Annotated in this window: 11 protein-coding genes; 5 read left to right on the forward strand and 6 right to left on the reverse strand. The window is 63.3% G+C overall.

The window, feature by feature from the left end:
* Positions 1-23: 23 nt before the first annotated feature.
* From gloB to LZ496_RS09250, 4 genes are all read right to left on the reverse strand, one after another.
* On the reverse strand, positions 24-758 hold the full coding sequence (gene gloB, locus LZ496_RS09235) for a hydroxyacylglutathione hydrolase (RefSeq protein WP_249904342.1): 735 nt from the start codon (positions 756-758) through the stop codon (positions 24-26).
* Complete coding sequence (locus tag LZ496_RS09240) at positions 758-1,171, reverse strand: VOC family protein (RefSeq protein ID WP_249904343.1); 414 nt, start codon at positions 1,169-1,171, stop codon at positions 758-760. Before LZ496_RS09240 ends, gloB begins: the two co-directional genes overlap by 1 nt.
* Before the next feature lie 62 nt (positions 1,172-1,233).
* Positions 1,234-1,956 carry a tetratricopeptide repeat protein gene (locus tag LZ496_RS09245; RefSeq protein ID WP_249904344.1) on the reverse strand — a complete coding sequence of 241 codons (723 nt, stop codon included), beginning with the start codon at positions 1,954-1,956 and terminating at the stop codon, positions 1,234-1,236.
* Positions 1,953-2,723 (reverse strand): alpha/beta hydrolase, encoded by a 771-nt coding sequence (locus LZ496_RS09250; RefSeq protein ID WP_249904345.1) that lies wholly within the window; start codon positions 2,721-2,723, stop codon positions 1,953-1,955. Before LZ496_RS09250 ends, LZ496_RS09245 begins: the two co-directional genes overlap by 4 nt.
* Positions 2,724-2,797: 74 nt before the next feature.
* Here LZ496_RS09250 and thrS point away from each other — a divergent pair, with 74 nt between their 5' ends.
* From thrS to LZ496_RS09265, 3 genes are all read left to right on the forward strand, one after another.
* Positions 2,798-4,810, forward strand: coding sequence for a threonine--tRNA ligase (thrS, locus tag LZ496_RS09255; RefSeq protein ID WP_249904346.1), 2,013 nt, complete (start codon positions 2,798-2,800; stop codon positions 4,808-4,810).
* Positions 4,811-4,978: 168 nt separating this feature from the next.
* On the forward strand, positions 4,979-5,497 hold the full coding sequence (gene infC, locus LZ496_RS09260) for a translation initiation factor IF-3 (protein ID WP_249904347.1): 519 nt from the start codon (positions 4,979-4,981) through the stop codon (positions 5,495-5,497).
* Between the two features lie 205 nt (positions 5,498-5,702).
* The gene (locus LZ496_RS09265; RefSeq protein WP_283937991.1) at positions 5,703-8,846 is read left to right on the forward strand and encodes a TonB-dependent receptor; all 3,144 of its coding nucleotides are present in this window, start codon (positions 5,703-5,705) and stop codon (positions 8,844-8,846) included.
* 53 nt (positions 8,847-8,899) lie between these two features.
* Here the strand turns inward: LZ496_RS09265 and LZ496_RS09270 are convergent, their stop codons facing one another.
* Together LZ496_RS09270 and mutS are read right to left on the reverse strand one after the other, a co-directional pair.
* Complete coding sequence (locus LZ496_RS09270; protein ID WP_249904348.1) at positions 8,900-11,629, reverse strand: [protein-PII] uridylyltransferase; 2,730 nt, start codon at positions 11,627-11,629, stop codon at positions 8,900-8,902.
* A 1-nt stretch (position 11,630) separates the two neighbouring features.
* Complete coding sequence (mutS, locus tag LZ496_RS09275; protein WP_249904349.1) at positions 11,631-14,237, reverse strand: DNA mismatch repair protein MutS; 2,607 nt, start codon at positions 14,235-14,237, stop codon at positions 11,631-11,633.
* 54 nt (positions 14,238-14,291) lie between these two features.
* Here mutS and LZ496_RS09280 point away from each other — a divergent pair, with 54 nt between their 5' ends.
* Together LZ496_RS09280 and LZ496_RS09285 are read left to right on the forward strand one after the other, a co-directional pair.
* Positions 14,292-15,173, forward strand: coding sequence for a hypothetical protein (locus LZ496_RS09280; RefSeq protein WP_249904350.1), 882 nt, complete (start codon positions 14,292-14,294; stop codon positions 15,171-15,173).
* Between the two features lie 61 nt (positions 15,174-15,234).
* A complete protein-coding gene (locus LZ496_RS09285; RefSeq protein ID WP_249904351.1) occupies positions 15,235-17,523 on the forward strand; it encodes an NADP-dependent malic enzyme in 2,289 nt (762 codons plus the stop codon).
* Positions 17,524-17,538: the final 15 nt, after the last annotated feature.

Below are 17,538 nucleotides of genomic sequence, written 5' to 3' on the forward strand. Positions count from 1 at the left end.
AACGCACCAGCCTGAACTTCGGCTTACCGAAAATTGTCCTTTTTCGCCCGCAAATCGGCAAATTGTTCGACGTCACGGGCAAGCAGGAACGGGTTGGTCGCACGCTCGTCGCCTACCGTGGTTGGAACGGTCGAGCGTGCATTCGACCGTTCCAATTCGACATGACGGAGGCGATCGGCAATTTCCTTGTTTTCCGGGAACGCATGGGCAGCAAAGCGCGCATTGGAGAGCGTATATTCATGCGCGCAGTAGAGCTTCGTCGCATCGGGCAGCCCGGCTATCCGGCCAAGCGAATGGTGCATCTGATCCGCGGTACCCTCAAACAGACGGCCGCATCCCATCGCGAACATGGTGTCGCCGACGAAGGCTACCCCCTCGTCCCGGAAGACATAAGCGATGTGGCCGAGCGTATGTCCCGGCACTTCCCAGACTTCGGCCTGGTGCGCGCCGATCGAAACCCGGTCGCCCTCGTTCAGCGCGACGTCCAGCCCCGGCACACGGCCATTCTCACCTTCTGGGCCGATGATGGTCGCGCCGCTTGCGTCCTTGATCGCCAGATTTCCGCCGGTGTGGTCCGGATGCCAGTGGGTGTTGAGGATCTTGGTGATCGTCCATCCTCGGCGTTCGGCCTCCTCCAGTACCGGCGCCGGATCGCCGGGATCGACAACCGCCGTCTCACCGCTGTCGTGGTCATGCACGAGCCAAAGATAATTGTCGGAGAAGGCCGGTACGGCGACGATTTCCAGCCCCTTGCCCATCACCAGCTTCCGCTATTCGGCATGGACGCCCATGGTTCTGCCGGTTCCAGGTGGCCGTTCTGCAGAATCTCGACGGAAATCCCATCGGGCGACTTCACAAAGGCCATGTGGCCGTCCCGCGGCGGGCGATTGATGGTCACGCCATTGTCCTGCAGGCGTTGGCAGGTCTCGTAGATATTCTCGACCCGATAGGCGAGGTGGCCGAAGTTCCTGCCGCCGGCATAGCCGGCTTCATCCCAATTATGGGTCAGCTCCACTTCGCCGCCTTCGTCTCCCGGGGCGCCCATGAAGATCAGCGTGTATTTGCCTTCGGGAACCTCCATCCGGCGCCTCTCTTCGAGGCCGAGAAGCTTGAAGAAGCGGATCGTCTCCTCGGGATTGGACACCCGGATCATCGAATGAAGGAATTTCATGCGCGCAATCCTCCTTTTGGGATGGCGCACAGTTCGGCCTGATAGCCGCTGATTTCAAGCCGTCATTGGGGGTCCGGCTTACCCCCTTCGCCGTCGCCGTCCGGCCGGGTCGATACCTGATTGGTAACGGTGAGCGGGGCATCGGTCATGGCCAGGGCAGCGCGCGCAGCCTTTCCCGTCGGCCCATTGGGATCGGCGGCAACAGCACGGTTCCAATAGTCGCGCGCCTGAGCATCTTCTCCCGCCGCCTTGGCAATATGTCCGGCTTCGAACAGCACTTCCGCCGAGCTCGGGACCATCGCGAGCGCACGATTGATCGCCGATTTGGCCGCCGGCACATTCTCTTCGCGGAGCGAAAGCGCCGCGGAGAAATACCAGAGGAAGGGATCCTCGCCGATCGTCTTGGCCGCCTCATCGACCTTGGCCCGCGCCGTTCTAAGATCCCCCTGAGCTTCGGCGGCCCGCGCGCGGTCCAGCAGGGCGAGGCCGTGCTGGTCGGCTTGCAACCCTGTACCGGAAAGCGCTTTGTCCAGCGCGACTGCCGCCTTGCCCGGCTGGCCGGCTGCAATCCACATATTGCCGGCCGCTGCCAGCGCCCGGTCGCGGGCCGGATCGCCCGCCGGCGCAAGATCGGCGGCGGACTCGAACGCTGCGGCGGCTTCGGCAAAGCGCCCGGCCTTGTTCGCTTCGATCGCGCGGCAGGCCTGAGCCTCATGGGTCAATACCGTCGGACAGGATTCCGACGGAGCCTGTGCCGCTAACAGCGCGGCAAGGAAGAACATCATGCAATTCGCTCCACGAGCCCGTGCAGCTCGACGAGAATCGCATGGATTTCGTGGGGCTCGCTCAGGCGATGGCCTGCGTTTTTGACGAGGCGAAGCTGGACATCGGATGAACGCAACTCACGCAGAAGCTGCAGGGCGACACCAAGCCCAACTTCCGTATCCAGCTCGCCGTGGATTAGGCGGATCGGAATGGTGACGTCGATTATGTTGTTGAGCAGGCGATGCTCCGCGCCCGATTGCCAGAAGCCGAGCCAGGTGACTCCAGGTTCCGGACCATAAGGGTTGGGCCGCTCAAGCTTGCCATCGCGCTTGAGGATGTCCTTGTCCTCGGGCGTGTAGCCCCAGTCGGTGAAATCGGGCGCGGTAGCGATGCCTAGAAGTCCCTTTACCCGGTCCGGCCGCTTCATCGCCGTGTGAAGCGCAAGCCAGCCGCCCATCGAAGAGCCTGCAACGATCAGTGGGCCTTCGGTGACAAGGTCGATCGCCGTTAGTACTTCCTGCAGCCAGCGTGTCAGCGTGCCGTCCGCAAAATTGCCACCGCTGGATCCTGTTCCCGAATAGTCGAGGCGGAGGCATCCGAGCTCGCGCTGCCCGCAATAGGCGTCGATGGCGACCGCCTTCACTCCTTCCATGTCGGAGGCGTATCCAGGCAGGAAGACGATCGTCGGCTTGGCCTCAGCAGGCGATCGGTAACGATAGGCGATGCGCCTGCCGTCGCCGGGATCGAAGTAGGCGAGATCGGACGAGGAGATGTTGGGAAATTGCATGCGCTCTCCCTAGCGTCCTTGTCCGGGAAGGGAAGCGGTTGAGAGACAAGGCGCTCCCCGCTAGAGGCGTCCCCATGTCCGAGATGTTCAAGATCAAGCTGCCCGACGGTTCGTTACGCGAAATGCCCGAGGGCTCGACCCCGGCGGATGTCGCTGCGGCGATCGGGCCGGGCCTGGCCAAGGCGGCGCTTGCGGCGCGGGTCAATGGCGAGGTGCGCGATATCACTCGCCCGTTCGAAGGGGATTCCGATCTCGCGCTGATCACGTCAAGGGACGAGAAGGACGCGCTCGAGCTCGTCCGCCACGATTTCGCGCACATCCTCGCCGAGGCGGTGCAGCGGCTTTATCCCGGCACCCAGATCACTTTCGGCCCGGCAACCGACGACGGTTTCTACTACGACTTCGCGCCGACCGCGGAGCGTGGTCCGTTCACCGACGAGGAACTTCCGGCAATCGAAGAGGAAATGCGGCGGATCATCGCCGAAGATCTCCACTTGGTCCGCGAAGTGTGGAAGCGAGAGGACGTGCGCGCCCTGTTCGAGAAGCAGGGCGAGCGTTTCAAGGCCGAATGGGTGATGGAGCTTCCCGAGGGCGAGCCGATCACCATGTATCGCTCGGGCCAGGGCGACGATGCTTGGATCGACCTCTGCCGCGGGCCGCACCTGGCTTCGACCGGGAAGCTGGATCCGCAGGCGTTCAAGCTGACCCATGTCTCGGGCGCCTATTGGCGCGGCGACCAGAATAATCCGATGCTGTCGCGCATCTACGGGACCGCCTGGCTAAACAAGAAGCAGCTTCAGGAACATCTCGTCCGTCTCGAGGAGGCGGCCAAGCGCGACCATCGCAAGATCGGGCGCGAGATGGACCTGTTCCACCTCCAGGCCGAGGCGCATGGCTCGGTCTTCTGGCATCCCAATGGCTTCATCATCTGGCGACAGCTGGAGGCCTATATGCGCCGCCGGCAAGATGCGACCGGCAATGTAGAGGTCAAGACTCCGCAGCTGATGGACGCGCGCCAGTGGGAGAAGAGCGGCCACTGGGGCAAGTATCGCGAGAATATGTTCGTCGTTCCGGACGAGATTCCCTCGACCGAGGACGATGCTCCGATCTTGTCGGGTAGCGCAGACTTGATGGCGTTGAAGCCGATGAACTGCCCTGCGCACGTCCTGATCTTCAAGCAGGGGATCACCAGCTACAAGGAATTGCCGATCCGGCTGGTTGAAGCTGGTTGCTGCCACCGCAATGAGCCGCACGGCGCGCTTCATGGCCTGATGCGGGTCCGTCAATTTACCCAGGACGACGGCCACATCTTCTGTCGCGAAGACCAGATCATCGACGAGGTGCGTGCCTTCTGCGAGCTTGCCGACCGGGTGTACAAGGATCTCGGCTTTGCCGGTTATGCGGTGAAGCTCGCCCTCCGCCCGGATAAGAGGTTCGGGAGCGACGAAGATTGGGACAAGGCGGAGAACGAACTTCGCGATGCCGTCATTGCGGCTGGAATGGCCAATGACGATTTCGGCTGGGAGGAATTGCCGGGCGAGGGTGCCTTCTATGCGCCCAAGCTAGAGTGGCACCTCAAGGATGCGATCGGCCGGACTTGGCAGGTAGGCACGATCCAATCCGACCGTGTGCTGCCGGAACGGCTCGACGCCACCTACATTGGCGAGGATGGCGAAAAGCACAGGCCGATCATGCTCCATCGCGCGATCTTCGGCTCTTACGAACGCTTCATCGGTATCTTGATTGAGCATTATGCGGGCAAGTTCCCGCTGTGGCTGGCCCCGGTGCAGGCAGTAGTCGCGACGATCGTTTCCGATGCGGACGATTATGCTCGGGACGTAGTCGCCAAGCTTCAGGCTGCCGGGCTTCGGGCCGACCTCGACCTTCGCAACGAGAAGATCAACTACAAGGTCCGCGAGCACAGCCTGGCAAAGGTCCCTTTGCTACTCGTCGTGGGGAAGCGCGAGGCCGACGAAGGAACGGTCGCGGTCCGCCGCCTGGGCTCGGACGAGCATCAGAAGATGATGAGCCTCGACGAAGCGGTCCAACTGTTCGCGCAAGAGGCGGTCCCGCCCGATCTTCGCTAAGCCCAAGTTCGCAAAGGCTTATTTGGCGCGTTACCGCCACATGTCGCGGCAAAAATGCGGCGACGAGGCCGAGTGCCCTTTTCTTTGGCGTGTTAAACCCTTACTTCGCGGCCACAACCAACGACTCTTGGAGATTGCGCTATACCACCGCCCACCCCGCGCCGTTCAATGGCGCCGCCGACTATGACCGGCCCTCGCTACAATCAGTTCATCCAGGCGCCCAAGGTGCGGGTGATCGACGAAAATGGCGAAAATCTGGGCGTAATGTATACGCGCGAAGCTTTCGAACAAGCACAGGAAGTAGGCCTCGATCTGGTCGAGATCAGTCCGGGTGCGGATCCGCCCGTCGCCAAGTTCCTCGACATCGGCCGCTACAAATATGAGGCCCAAAAGAAGGCCAACGAGCAGCGCAAGCGCCAGAAGACGCAGGAGATCAAAGAGATCAAGATGCGTCCGAACATCGACGACCATGATTATCAGACCAAGATGAAGAAGGTCTTCGAATTCCTGGAAGAAGGCGACAAGGTAAAGCTGACCTTGCGTTTCCGCGGACGCGAAATGGCGCACAACCAGCTTGGCATGGCAGTCCTTCAGCGTGTTGCCGAAGATACGGCTGCGATGGCCAAGATCGAACAGCATCCAAGGCTTGAAGGCCGGCAAATGCTGATGGTAATTGCCCCCAAGTAACGAGGCGAACCTTATCGGTTCGAAAAGGCGCGGGTTGCCGTTACGGCACCCGCGCCTTTTTCATGTTGCGGTGCGAGATGTGACATTTCTGTCGCAAGTCCGCCGTTTTTGTCTTCGTAACCATGGCGTTTGCTTTGCAGTAGCCCGCCTCTGGATTACTCCTTCACCCTAAGAACAAGAAAGTTCGAAAACGGGGAGGATACAGATGCGCAAGTCGATGTGGCTGCTTTCGGCTGGCCTGGTCGCGCTCTCAATGCCGGCTTATGCCCAGGAAACCGATACCGACGCTGGTGGGGCTCAGCCGACGCAAGGCGCGACGGCGGAAGCCGCGGCGGTCGATAGCCAGGATGTCGAGCCCGAAGCCGGTAGCAGGGACACCAGCGAAATCGTCGTCACGGCGACCCGCCGCAACGAGGCTCTTTCGGACGTGCCGCTGGCCGTTTCCGCCGTCACGGCTGAAACGCTTCAGAATTCGGGCGCCAGCGATATCCGCCAGCTGACCCAGGTCAGCCCATCGCTGCTCGTTTCCTCGACCTCATCCGAAGCTGGCGCCGGCGTCGCCCGTATCCGCGGTATCGGTACGGTCGGCGACAATCCGGGCCTTGAAAGCTCGGTCGCGACATTCATCGACGGCGTTTATCGCTCGCGTACTGGCGTCGGCCTGACCGAACTTGGCGCGATCGACCGGATCGAAGTGCTTCGCGGACCGCAGGGAACGCTGTTCGGCCGCAACGCATCGGCCGGCCTCATCTCGATCATCACCGCCAAGCCGAAATTCCGTACGGAAGTTGGCGGCGAGCTCAGCATCGGCAACTATGACCTTCGCAGGGCCGAAGCCTATGTGACCGGCGGACTTAGCGAGACAATCGCTGCCCGGCTCGATGGCGTCTGGATGAAGCGCGACGGTTTCCTTGAAGACGTTGTTTCCGGACGCGACATCAACGATCGCGACCGCTGGATGCTTCGCGGCCAGCTGCTATTCGAACCGTCGAGTGATTTGTCGATCCGGATCGTCGGCGACTATGCGAAGCGCGACGAGGAATGCTGCGGCGCGACCTATTTGCCGGCGCATGATTACACCGGCACGGAACAGCCTTCGACCATCGCGGGCATCCAGCGCGCGCTTGGCGGAATTATCAACGACGACACCTTCGATCGCGACGTTTCGATCACTCCGGGCCGCAACTACCGCTCGGACGTGAAGGATTACGGCCTGTCGGGTGAAATCGTTTACGACCTTGGCGGCGCAGAGCTGACGTCGATTACAGCCTACCGCTACAACAAATATGTCCGCGGCCAGGACGCGGATTTCAACAATCTCGACATCCTGTTCCGCGACGACGATGGCGGAGCCTTCAACCGCTTCAAGACCTTCACCCAGGAACTGCGATTGCAGGGTGAAGCGTTCGAAGGCCGCCTCGACTGGCTGTTCGGTGGCTACTACGCCAACGAAAAGCTGCGGGTCGACGACAACCTGCAATATGGCGACGATTATTCGCGCTACGCCAACTGTCTCGTAGGTGCGAATTTTGCGAGCACACCCGGCGTTCCGCCGTCGATCCTCGCACCGGGAGTTACGGCGAATTGTTTCAATCCGAACGTAGCTCCTTTGGTCCGTGCAAGCCTGGTTAATAGCTACAATACTGCCTTGGGTGCGGGGCAGTTCACCACGGCCGCGAACATCGGCTCAAACATCACCGCGCTCGGTGCATTCGCGCAGCTCAACAATACGCTTGCGCCGGGAGTTCCGTTGGCTCCTGGCCTTCCTGCGGTCAATTTCAGCGCCGCGCCATTCGGAACCAGCGGCTTTACCAACCTCGCCATCGCACTGGGTGGCCCAAGCTTCATCGGCAGCACGCTTAACGGCGCTGCGCTCGATGATTCGTTCCGTCAGACCAGCAACAACTGGGCGCTGTTCACCCACAATATCTTCGAGATCAACGACCAGTGGAACGTCACGATCGGCGCCCGCTACACGCATGAAAAGAAAGAGCTGAAGGCGGACTTCTTCGACAACAACCGTCTCTGCGCGGCCCTTTCGGGATCCGGCTTGCAGCAGCTGCCGTGCGTCATTCCGGCGGCGCCTGGCGGAGTCTTTGCGATCGATGACAGCAAGTCGGAAGGCAAGCTGTCCGGTACCGCCGTGCTCAGCTTTAAGCCGGTCGACAATGTCCTCACCTACCTGAGCTATTCGCGCGGCTACAAGGCGGGCGGCTTCAACCTCGACCGTTCGGCCCTGTGGCGTGCGGTTACGGTGCCGACGACGGTCCCGGCAACCCCGGGCACGACCGTGTTCACCAACCCGCCGCTGTCCGGCAGCGGCGCGATCTGCCTCAGCGCGGCGCAGGCTGGCTGCCAGGGCGTGGTTGCGTCGGGCAAGGACCTGGAGTTCAAGCCCGAAATCAACGACGCGATCGAACTCGGCATGAAGTATAACGGCCGGGGCTTCGATCTGAACCTCGCGTTGTTCCACCAGCTGTTCCGCGACTTCCAGCTGAATACGTTCAACGGCCTCAACTTCGTCGTCGAGAACGTCAACAGCTGCAAGCATGACCTTGGCGGAGCGGACGAAGACAACAGCGCTGCCACCGGCGTTTGCGACGGCGGCACTCGCGCTGGCGTGAAGAGCTACGGTGTCGAAATCGAAGCCTTCACTCGCCCGTTCGAAGACGTCAGCCTGAATGGCGGCTTCGTCTATGCCAGCACCCGCTACCGCGACGACCTCGTCGGCGCGAACGGCAAGGCCCTGACGAACGCCCTGTTCCAGCTTCCTGGCCGGCGGATCTCGAACTCCAACGCCGTTACTCTGACGGGTTCGGCCTCCTGGACTCCGCCGATTGGCGGTAACGGCATTCGTGGTCTCGTCTATGCCGACGTCCGCCATCAGAGCCACTTCAACACCGGTTCCGACCTCGACATCGAGAAGGTGCAGGACAGCTTCACTGTCGTGAATGCGCGTGTCGGCCTGCGTGGACCTGACGATCGTTGGGCAGTTGAGCTCTGGGCCCAGAACCTGTTCGACAAGGATTATATGCAGGTTGCGTTTGACGCACCGATCCAGGGTTCGGGTACTGCGCGCGGCGTCGATGCGGGCTTCTACCCGCGCTCGACCCAGCTGTTCGGCGCCTTCCTTGGCGAGCCGCGGACATGGGGCCTGACGCTCCGTGGCAAGTGGGGACCGTCGGAAGCGGCACCGCCGCCTCCGCCACCGCCGCCTCCGCCGCCTCCGCCGCCTCCGGCGACGCAGACTTGCGCGGACGGCTCGGTGATCCTGGCGACGGACACCTGCCCGCCGCCACCGCCGCCTCCGCCCCCACCGCCGCCTCCGCCGGAGCCGGAACGGGGCTAAGCGAACCAAAGCAAATGGGGGAAGGGCCCGCCTCACGGCGGGCCCTTTTTTCGTCAGCTGCCGGCCGTCGCGGCGACCAGCAATTCGGACCGAAGCATCTCGCCCTCCACATCGGTCAGCTTCTTCCCGTCCGACCGCGTCAGATAGAAGACGTCGACTGCACGCTCCCCATAGGTCGCGATATGGGCCGAATGGAGCTGGTGGCCTGCGGAATGGATGACCAGGGCCAACCGGGCTAGCAGGCCCGGTCGATCGCGGGCATTGACTTCGACAACCGTCGTCCGGCTCGACGCCTTTTCGGACACCAGGGCGCGCGGCGCCACGCGGAACGCTTGCTCACGGCTCGGAAGGTCGCCGATCGGTGGGGGAGGCGGCTCCATGTCAGTGCGGAGAGCCTTGTCGATCGCATTGGCAATCCGCTTGCGCAGCCTGCTGTCCTCATAGGCTTTTCCGCGAGCATCGGTGACCAGCAGATTGTCTAGAGCCATCCCGTCGCGCGTGGTGTGGATGCGCGCGTCGACAATGGATGCGCCCGCTCCGCTTAGTGCCGCCGCGATCCGGTAGAACAGGCCCGGCCGGTCGGGCGCGAATACGGAGATTCGGGTCATTCCGGAAACAGAGTCCGGTGCCGCGACCACCGACGGCTCGGCATCGCCGATATGGGCCTCGGCCGCAGCGACCTGAAGCGCATTGGCATGTTGCCATTCCGGCGGTTCGGCCAGCCAGTAGCTATCGGGAAGCCGGCGAATATGGGCGCGAATGGCCGACGCTTTCCAGGGAAGCGCTTCGGCCAGCTGCCGCTGCCGTCCCTCTACCTGTTCCTGCCGCCCTCGCTGCTTGTGGCCGAGCCGTAACCGCTCCTCGGCCGCGTCGAACAAGGTTCGAAGCAATTGCCGCTTCCAATCGTTCCAGGTCCCCGGGCCTACCGCACGGATGTCGACCACCGTCAGGATGAGCAATAGCCTCAGTCGCTCCGGGCTCTGGACCGCCCTGACGAAATCCTCGACCGTCTTTGGGTCGCTGACGTCGCGACGGAACGCCGTGTTGGACAGCAGCAGATGGTAGCGCACCAGCCAGGCGACGGTCTCGGTCTCGGCATCGTCGAGCCCGAATCTAGGGCAGAGGGCCATGGCGACATCGGCTCCAAGCAGGCTGTGATCGCCGCCGCGCCCTTTCGCAATGTCATGCAGCAATACCGCCACATACAGCACGCGCCGTGACGCGATCTGCTTGAACAGTGCGGTCGACAATGGATGGTCGTCGGCCAGCTCGCCGCGTTCGATCTGCGACAGCAGCCCGATCGCCCGGATGGAGTGCTCGTCGACCGTATAATGGTGATACATGTCGAACTGCATCTGCGCGACGACGCGGCCAAAGTCGGGTACGAAACGACCGAATACGCCCGCCTCGTTCATCCATCGAAGCACGGTGTCGGGCTTCGCGCGCGCGGTCAGCACGTCGAGAAACTGGGCATTGGCCTTGGGATCATCGCGAACATGATCGACCAGGCGCGCGTCGCGGCTGGCATAGCGCATGGCGGTCGGGTGGATTTCCAATCCTTCCGTCGCTGCCAGCGCGAACAATTCGACGAGGCGCACCGGATCGTCCGCCAGCCAATGGTCGCTCGGAACGGAAAGGCGTCCCCTTTCGAGGGTGAAGCCGTGAAGATGCTTCGGTCGGCGGCGCAGCGTGGGCAGGGCAAAGCGCCGCCCCTTCTCTCCCATCTGCTCGTCGAGCTGCGCCAGGAACAGGCCGGTCAGATCGCCGACCGCCTTGGCGTTGAGGAAATAGAATTGCATGAAACGCTCGACCGCCGATTTTCCCGGCCTGTCGGCGTATCGCATCGCCTCGGCGATCTGCCTTTGTACATCGAACCCCAACCGTTCTTCCGCGCGTCCTGCGATCAGGTGGAGATGGCATCGCACTGACCAGAAAAAGCGCTCGGCCCGTTCGAACCTGCGGAACTCGGCGGCGCTGAAAAGCCCCTTGTCGACCAGTTCGGCCGGCCGTTCGACCCCGAACACATATTGGCCGATCCAGTAAAGCGTGTGGAGATCGCGAAGGCCCCCCTTGCCGTCCTTGACGTTCGGTTCGACGACATAGCGGCTATCGCCCATCCGCTTATGCCGCGCGTCTCGCTCCGCCAGCTTGGCAGCGACATAATCCCGAGCGCTGCCGGCGACGACTTCCGACTTGAACCGTCGCTCCGCTTCCTTGCTGAGATCCCTGTCGCCCCAGATCCAGCGGGCCTCGAGCATGGCCGTTCGGTTGGTCACGTCATCCCTTGCGGCTTCCACCACCTGGCTCGGGGTTCGGACGGACTGACCGACCTTCAACTTCAAGTCCCACAGCATGTAGAGCAGGGTTTCGATGACCTTGCCGCACCATTCCGAGCCATGCTCCGGGACGAGGAACATCAAGTCGAGGTCGCTGAACGGAGCCATTTCGCCTCGTCCCGTACCGCCGAGGCCAATGATCGAGACGCGGCACTCCGCACCCTCGGGTCGCGGGTGAATGCGCATCGTCACGACGTCGTAAGCCAGGCGGACGATCTGGTCGGCGAGAAAGCAGTAGGAGGCGGCGATGACTCGTCCGCGACCTGGCTCAATTGCAAACCTGCGGGCGATCTCGGCTCGGCCGCGTTCGAGCGCCTGGTTCAGGACTGCAGTTGCTTGCGTTTGAAGATCCTCGGACGGCAAGGCCTGAAGCTCTGCCATCGCCGTCCGCCGATCGATGATCTCCCGCCGGTTAGCGATCAGTGCGAAGCGCGGCGGTTCCAGCATGTCAGTGCTCGGCGGCCATCCGCTTCAGCGCGTAGAGTGCCTCCAACGCCTCGCGCGGGCTGAGCGCATCCGGGTCGATCGCCGCTAGCGCGTCGGCCAGCGGATCGGCCGGGGCGGATTCGGGTTGCTGGTTGGCGAACAGCGGCAGGTCGTCGAGCCCGGCGGCGATGCCCCCGGTCGCGTCGCGACCCGCCTCCAGCTTGGCGAGGACAGATTTCGCGCGGGCCAGCACGATTGGAGAAATGCCGGCGAGCTTGGCGACTGCGATACCGTAGCTGCGGTCCGCCGGTCCGTCGGCAAGCTCGTGGAGGAGGATGAGGTCGCCCTTCCACTCGCGAGCGCGAACATGATGAAGCGATAGCGCTTCGAGCCGATCGGCGAGGCGAGTGAGTTCATGATAATGGGTCGCGAACAAGGTCCGCGCCTTCACCTGGTCATGCATCGCCTCGACCACGGCCCAGGCGATGGCCAGCCCGTCATAGGTGGAGGTGCCGCGGCCGATCTCGTCGAGGATGACCAGGCTGTTCGGAGTCGCCTGAGCCAGGATCGCCGCTGTCTCGACCATTTCGACCATGAAGGTCGATCGGCCGCGCGCGAGATTGTCGGCCGCACCTACCCGGCTGAACAGCCGGTCGACGATCCCGATGGTTGCGCTGCCAGCCGGGACAAAGCTTCCAACCTGGGCGAGCAATGCGGCGATGGCGACCTGGCGAAGGAAGGTGGACTTGCCGCCCATGTTGGGGCCGGTAATCAGCCACAGCCGATCGTCAGGGCCGAGCGCGCAATCATTGGCAACGAAGCGCTCGCCATCGCGGGCCAAAGCCTCCTCGACCACCGGGTGCCGTGCCGCCACAAGTTCCAGGCAGGGCTGCTCCTTGAGGTGGGGAAGGCACCAGCCGCCTTCCGCCGCGCGCGATGCATGGCTTGCCGAAACGTCGATCCGCGCAATCGCATCGGCGGTTGCCGCGATGCGCGGGGCCGCACCAACGGCAAGCGCCGTTAGCTCTTCGAAATGCGCCGCCTCGGCCGCCAGCGCATGCGCACCGGCCTCGACAACCCGGCTGGCCTCGGCATGCAGGTCCGGCGAATTGAAGCGCACGACACCGGCCAGCGTCTGGCGATGTACGAACCCGGAATCGGGGCCCATCAGCCGGTCGGCATGTTTGGCGCTGACCTCGATGTGATAGCCGAGAACCGCATTGTGGCGGATCTTGAGCGTCGCGACGCCGGTTGCCTCGCGATAGCGCGCCTCGAGGGCCGCGATCGCGCGGCGGCCGTCCTGACTGGCGGATCGCAGCGCGTCGAGCGCATGATCATATCCTTCGGCGATATAGCCGCCCTTGGAATGATCCAGGGGCGGGGACTCGACAATTGCCGCCGACAGCCGGTCCGTCATCGCAGCATGGCCGCCAAGGTCGGGCAGCAATGCCGTCAGGAGGTCCGGCCGCTCGCCCTGTCCCTCCAACTCGGTACGAAGCGACGCTGCTGCCTGTAGCCCGTCGCGAAGCGATGCGAGATCCCGGGGACTGCCGCGTCCGGCAACCAGCCTTCCAAGCGCCCGGCCGATGTCCGGCATTGCCTTCAGGAAATCGCGGATTCGCGTTCTGCGGATTGGCTCGTCATGAAGCCACTGTACCAGCGCCAGTCGCGCTTCGATGGCTCGAATATCGGTAAGCGGCGCCGATAAATCCGCGGCCAGCAAACGACGGCCTGGCGCCGTCGTGCAGCGGTCGATCACTCCAAGCAGGCTTCCCGAAACGCTGCCGGTCTGGGTGCGACAGATTTCCAGGCTATCGCGCGTCGCTGCATCGATCGCCATATGGCTCGCGCGTGCAATTCGCCGCGGTGCTCCGAGAAACGCAGCCGATTCCTTCTGCGTGGCATCGAGATAGGTCAAAAGGCCGCCCGCTGCGGCCAGCTCGGCGCGACCCGGATCGCCAAAACCGTCCAGCGTCGAGACGCCGAATCTTGCCTTCAGCGCGCGTTCGCCCGCGATGCTTTCGAATCCGCCTTTGCCTCGCGTAACGGCGATCCCCGGCACCGCTTCCGCTGCGATCGTCTCTGCGGGCGACAGGCGCGCCAGCTCGGACAAAAGCTCTCCCGGACCGCAGGCAATCAGCTCGAACCGGCCGGTCGAGATATCGGCCGCCGCTATCGCCCAATCGTCCCCGGCCCGACCGACTGCCGCCAGCCAATTGGCTGCACCGCTGTCTAGCAAGGCCTCTTCGGTCAGTGTTCCCGGCGTCACGAGTCGAACGATCGCTCGTTCGACGAGCGCTTTTGATCCCCGCGCCTTGCGGGCTTCGGCCGGGCTTTCCGTCTGCTCGGCGATGGCGACGCGATGGCCGGCCCTGATCAGCCGAGCGAGATAGCCCTCGGCTGCATGAACGGGAACGCCGCACATCGGCACCGGCTCTCCGCCGTCCTCGCCGCGCTTGGTCAGCGCAATATCGAGGGTAGTGGCGGCGGCCTTTGCGTCTTCAAAGAACAGCTCGAAGAAATCGCCCATCCGATAGAAAAGCAGCGCATCGCCCGCCTCGGCCTTCAGGCGGTGATATTGCGCCATCATCGGCGTCTGTTTTGGTGTGATATCGTCAGCGCGGGCCATTGCGTAAGACCGTAGAGGCTAACGCGCCGCCGCGAAATGGCTTAAGCGAGCGCTGTGGGGCTCATTCTGACGATAATTTTCGCGGTCTTCGGGCTGCTCTTGCCGTGGGGCATTGCGCTTGGTCTTCGGCTAAGGGCGCGCGGTTCGGCGGTCTTCGTCGGCGAAATGGGCTGGGAGCCCATCGTCCATTCGATGCTCGCCTATGTGCTGGCGTTCAACATCACCTTCTTCATCCAGGAACTGTTCCTCGTGCTGCCCAAGTCCATGGTGCCGGGGCTGACGGCAACGCTCTACCACAACAACCATGACTGGACTGGGCTCGCTCCAATTGCCGAGCTGTTCCAGGGTACGGGCGCGCTTGCGATCCTCTTCAGCGGGCTCTTCTTTTCGGCGATTGCAGCGAGCAAGGCCAGGCCGTCGCTGTTCGTCCTGTGGATGGCATTCCACGGCATGTTCCAGTCGCTTCCCCAGTTCGTAGTCGGGGCGATCGCCGGTGGCAACGATGTCGGCCGGGCCTATGACTATCTCGGCATTGGCGCTGTTGGCGAAACATTGGCGGCCTTGATCGCCTTGGCGGCAATGCCCGTCGCCGGACTACTGCTCGGCAGGCAGTTCCTGGCGGCCGCCTGGGACCAGCGACAGCTCGGAAGCTACTGCTGCCGATTCGGCTTCCTGCTGCGGATCGCCGGACTTCCGGCCCTCGCTGCGCTACCCATCATCATCTTCTATCGGGTTCCGCGTGAGCTCATCGAGGTGCTTGCTCCACCGCTCCTCGTTCCCTTGTTCGGTTACGGCTGGCTGCAGCTCGCGGCATTCAAGCCGGCAGGCGCAAAGGCCAGGGGCATCCGGCCGCAAAGCGTGGTTCCGCTACTGGTCGCGGTTGCCCTGTTGCTCGCGATTTTCCAGTTCGTGCTGAGGCCCGGTATTACCTTCTGAAGACAGCTGGCCTTGCCCTAGCGTCATTGCCCCGCCTAAAGCCTCCGCGACAGGAGAGCGAATGAGCGAGAGCAACGTCAAATTCACGCGCGACGAAGCGCTGGATTTCCACGCACGCGGTCGGCCGGGCAAAATCGAAATCATCGCCACCAAGCCGATGGCGACACAGCGGGACCTGAGTCTTGCCTATTCTCCGGGCGTCGCCGTTCCCGTCGAGGCGATCGCGGAAGATCCGGGCAAGGCCTATGACCTGACCGCCAAGGGCAACCTTGTCGCCGTCATATCCAACGGAACCGCGATTCTCGGACTCGGCAATCTTGGCGCGCTCGCCTCGAAGCCCGTGATGGAAGGCAAGGCCGTCCTGTTCAAACGCTTTGCCGACGTGGATTCGATCGACCTGGAGGTCGATACGACCGACGCACAACGCTTCATCGAAGCCGTCGAACTGCTCGGCCCCAGTTTCGGCGGGATCAATCTCGAGGACATTGCCGCGCCGGACTGCTTCATCATCGAGCAGGCGTTGAAGGAGCGGATGAACATTCCGGTGTTCCATGACGACCAGCATGGTACCGCGATCATCACCGCCGCCGGCCTAATCAACGCCTGCTACCTCACCAATCGCGAGCTCAAGGACATCCGCGTCGTCGTGAATGGCGCCGGCGCTGCCGCCATAGCCTGCACGGAGCTAATCAAGGCGATGGGCGTGCCGCATGACCATGTGATCATGTGCGACCGCAAGGGTCCGCTCTATCCGGGGCGCGACGGCATGGACCAGTTCAAGTCGGCCCACGCAGTGCCGACGGAGGCCCGCTCGCTGAAGGAAGCGCTGGTCGGCGCCGACGTGTTCCTCGGGCTGAGCGCGGCCGGGGCGGTTACGCCCGATATGGTCGAGGCCATGGCCGATCAGCCGATCATTTTCGCAATGGCCAATCCTGATCCGGAAATCCGTCCCGAGGAGGCGAAAAAGGTTCGCCCGGATGCGATCATCGCGACAGGCCGGTCCGACTATCCGAACCAGGTCAACAATGTGCTGGGCTTCCCCTTCATTTTCCGGGGGGCGCTGGATGTCCGTGCGACCGGCATCAACGAGGAAATGAAGATCGCGGCCGCCCAGGCGCTGGCCGAGCTTGCCCGCGCTGCCGTTCCGGAGGAAGTCGCCGCCGCCTATGGCGGGGTCAGCCACAGCTTTGGCCCAGACTATATCATCCCGGCACCGTTCGATCCGCGCCTGATCGAGATTGTTCCGGCCGCAGTCGCCCAGGCGGCGGCGGATACTGGCGTCGCCCAGCGCCCGATCGCCGACATGGAGGCTTACCGCCAGTCGCTCCGCGCCCGTCTCAATCCCACGGCCTCCATCCTTGGGCTCGCCTATGAAGCAGCAAGGGCCAATCCCAAGCGCGTGCTGTTCGCGGAAGGCGAGGAAGAGAATGTCCTGCGCGCCGCCATCGCCTTCAAGGAAAACGGCTATGGCACGCCGGTGCTGGTCGGGCGCGACGAGGTCTATGACAAGCTCGCCGCGCTCGGAGTCGACGATCCGAAGAGCTATGAGGTCTTGAACAGCCGCAACTCGCCGCTGGTCGGGCGAGCGGTCGACTTCATCTACGAAAAGCATCAGCGCCACGGCATGCTGCGCCGCGCGGTAGAGCGGATGGTCAACCAGGATCGCAACACCTTCGCCGCGGCAATGCTCGCGCTAGGCGAGGGCGATGCAATGATCACCGGCACGACCCGGCCCTTCAGCGAGTCGCTGCGCCAGGTGCGCTGGGTGATCGATCCCGAGGAATGCCCGACTCCATTCGGCGTCCACGTTGTCTCGGCTCGCGGCCGGACGGTGATGATCGCCGATACCGCCGTGACCGAGCGCCCGACCGCCGAACAATATGCCGCCATCGCCATCCGCTCGGCGGCATTCGCCCGCCGGGTCGGCCAGGAGCCGCGCGTGGCCTTCATCAGCTACACCACGTTCGGCAACCCGCCCGGCCGGCACATCGAAGAGCTGCGCGACGCGGTGAAGCTGCTCGATTCGCTTGAGACCGACTTCGAATATGAAGGCGAGATGGGCCCCGACGTTGCGCTCAATCATGAGATGCAGGCTAAATATTATCCGTTCAGCCGCCTGACCGGTCCGGCCAACATCCTGGTCATGCCGGGCCTGCAATCGGCCAACATCAGCTCGAAGCTGGTCAAGGCGCTCGGCGGAGAGGTTGCGCTTGGGCCCTATCTGATGGGGATGAGCCTACCCGTTCAGATCGCCCCGATGAGCGCAACGGCCAACGATCTCGTCACGCTGGCGGTGTTGGCGGGCGGAGGATCCGACGCCATTCGCAAGTCTCCGCGTCGAAAGGCATAGCGCAGCCGCTTACGG

The sequence above is a fragment of the Sphingomonas caseinilytica genome, assembly GCF_023516455.1.
GTDB lineage: Bacteria > Pseudomonadota > Alphaproteobacteria > Sphingomonadales > Sphingomonadaceae > Sphingomicrobium > Sphingomicrobium caseinilyticum.

What these genes read in the sequence shown, in the direction of transcription:
- gloB (WP_249904342.1), bottom strand. Translation starts at nt 758, where the DNA reads ATGGGCAAGGGGCTGGAAATCGTCGCCGTACCGGCCTTCTCCGACAAT.
- LZ496_RS09240 (WP_249904343.1), bottom strand. Translation starts at nt 1,171, where the DNA reads ATGAAATTCCTTCATTCGATGATCCGGGTGTCCAATCCCGAGGAGACG.
- LZ496_RS09245 (WP_249904344.1), bottom strand. Translation starts at nt 1,956, where the DNA reads ATGATGTTCTTCCTTGCCGCGCTGTTAGCGGCACAGGCTCCGTCGGAA.
- LZ496_RS09250 (WP_249904345.1), bottom strand. Translation starts at nt 2,723, where the DNA reads ATGCAATTTCCCAACATCTCCTCGTCCGATCTCGCCTACTTCGATCCC.
- thrS (WP_249904346.1), top strand. Translation starts at nt 2,798, where the DNA reads ATGTCCGAGATGTTCAAGATCAAGCTGCCCGACGGTTCGTTACGCGAA.
- infC (WP_249904347.1), top strand. Translation starts at nt 4,979, where the DNA reads ATGGCGCCGCCGACTATGACCGGCCCTCGCTACAATCAGTTCATCCAG.
- LZ496_RS09265 (WP_283937991.1), top strand. Translation starts at nt 5,703, where the DNA reads ATGCGCAAGTCGATGTGGCTGCTTTCGGCTGGCCTGGTCGCGCTCTCA.
- LZ496_RS09270 (WP_249904348.1), bottom strand. Translation starts at nt 11,629, where the DNA reads ATGCTGGAACCGCCGCGCTTCGCACTGATCGCTAACCGGCGGGAGATC.
- mutS (WP_249904349.1), bottom strand. Translation starts at nt 14,237, where the DNA reads ATGGCCCGCGCTGACGATATCACACCAAAACAGACGCCGATGATGGCG.
- LZ496_RS09285 (WP_249904351.1), top strand. Translation starts at nt 15,235, where the DNA reads ATGAGCGAGAGCAACGTCAAATTCACGCGCGACGAAGCGCTGGATTTC.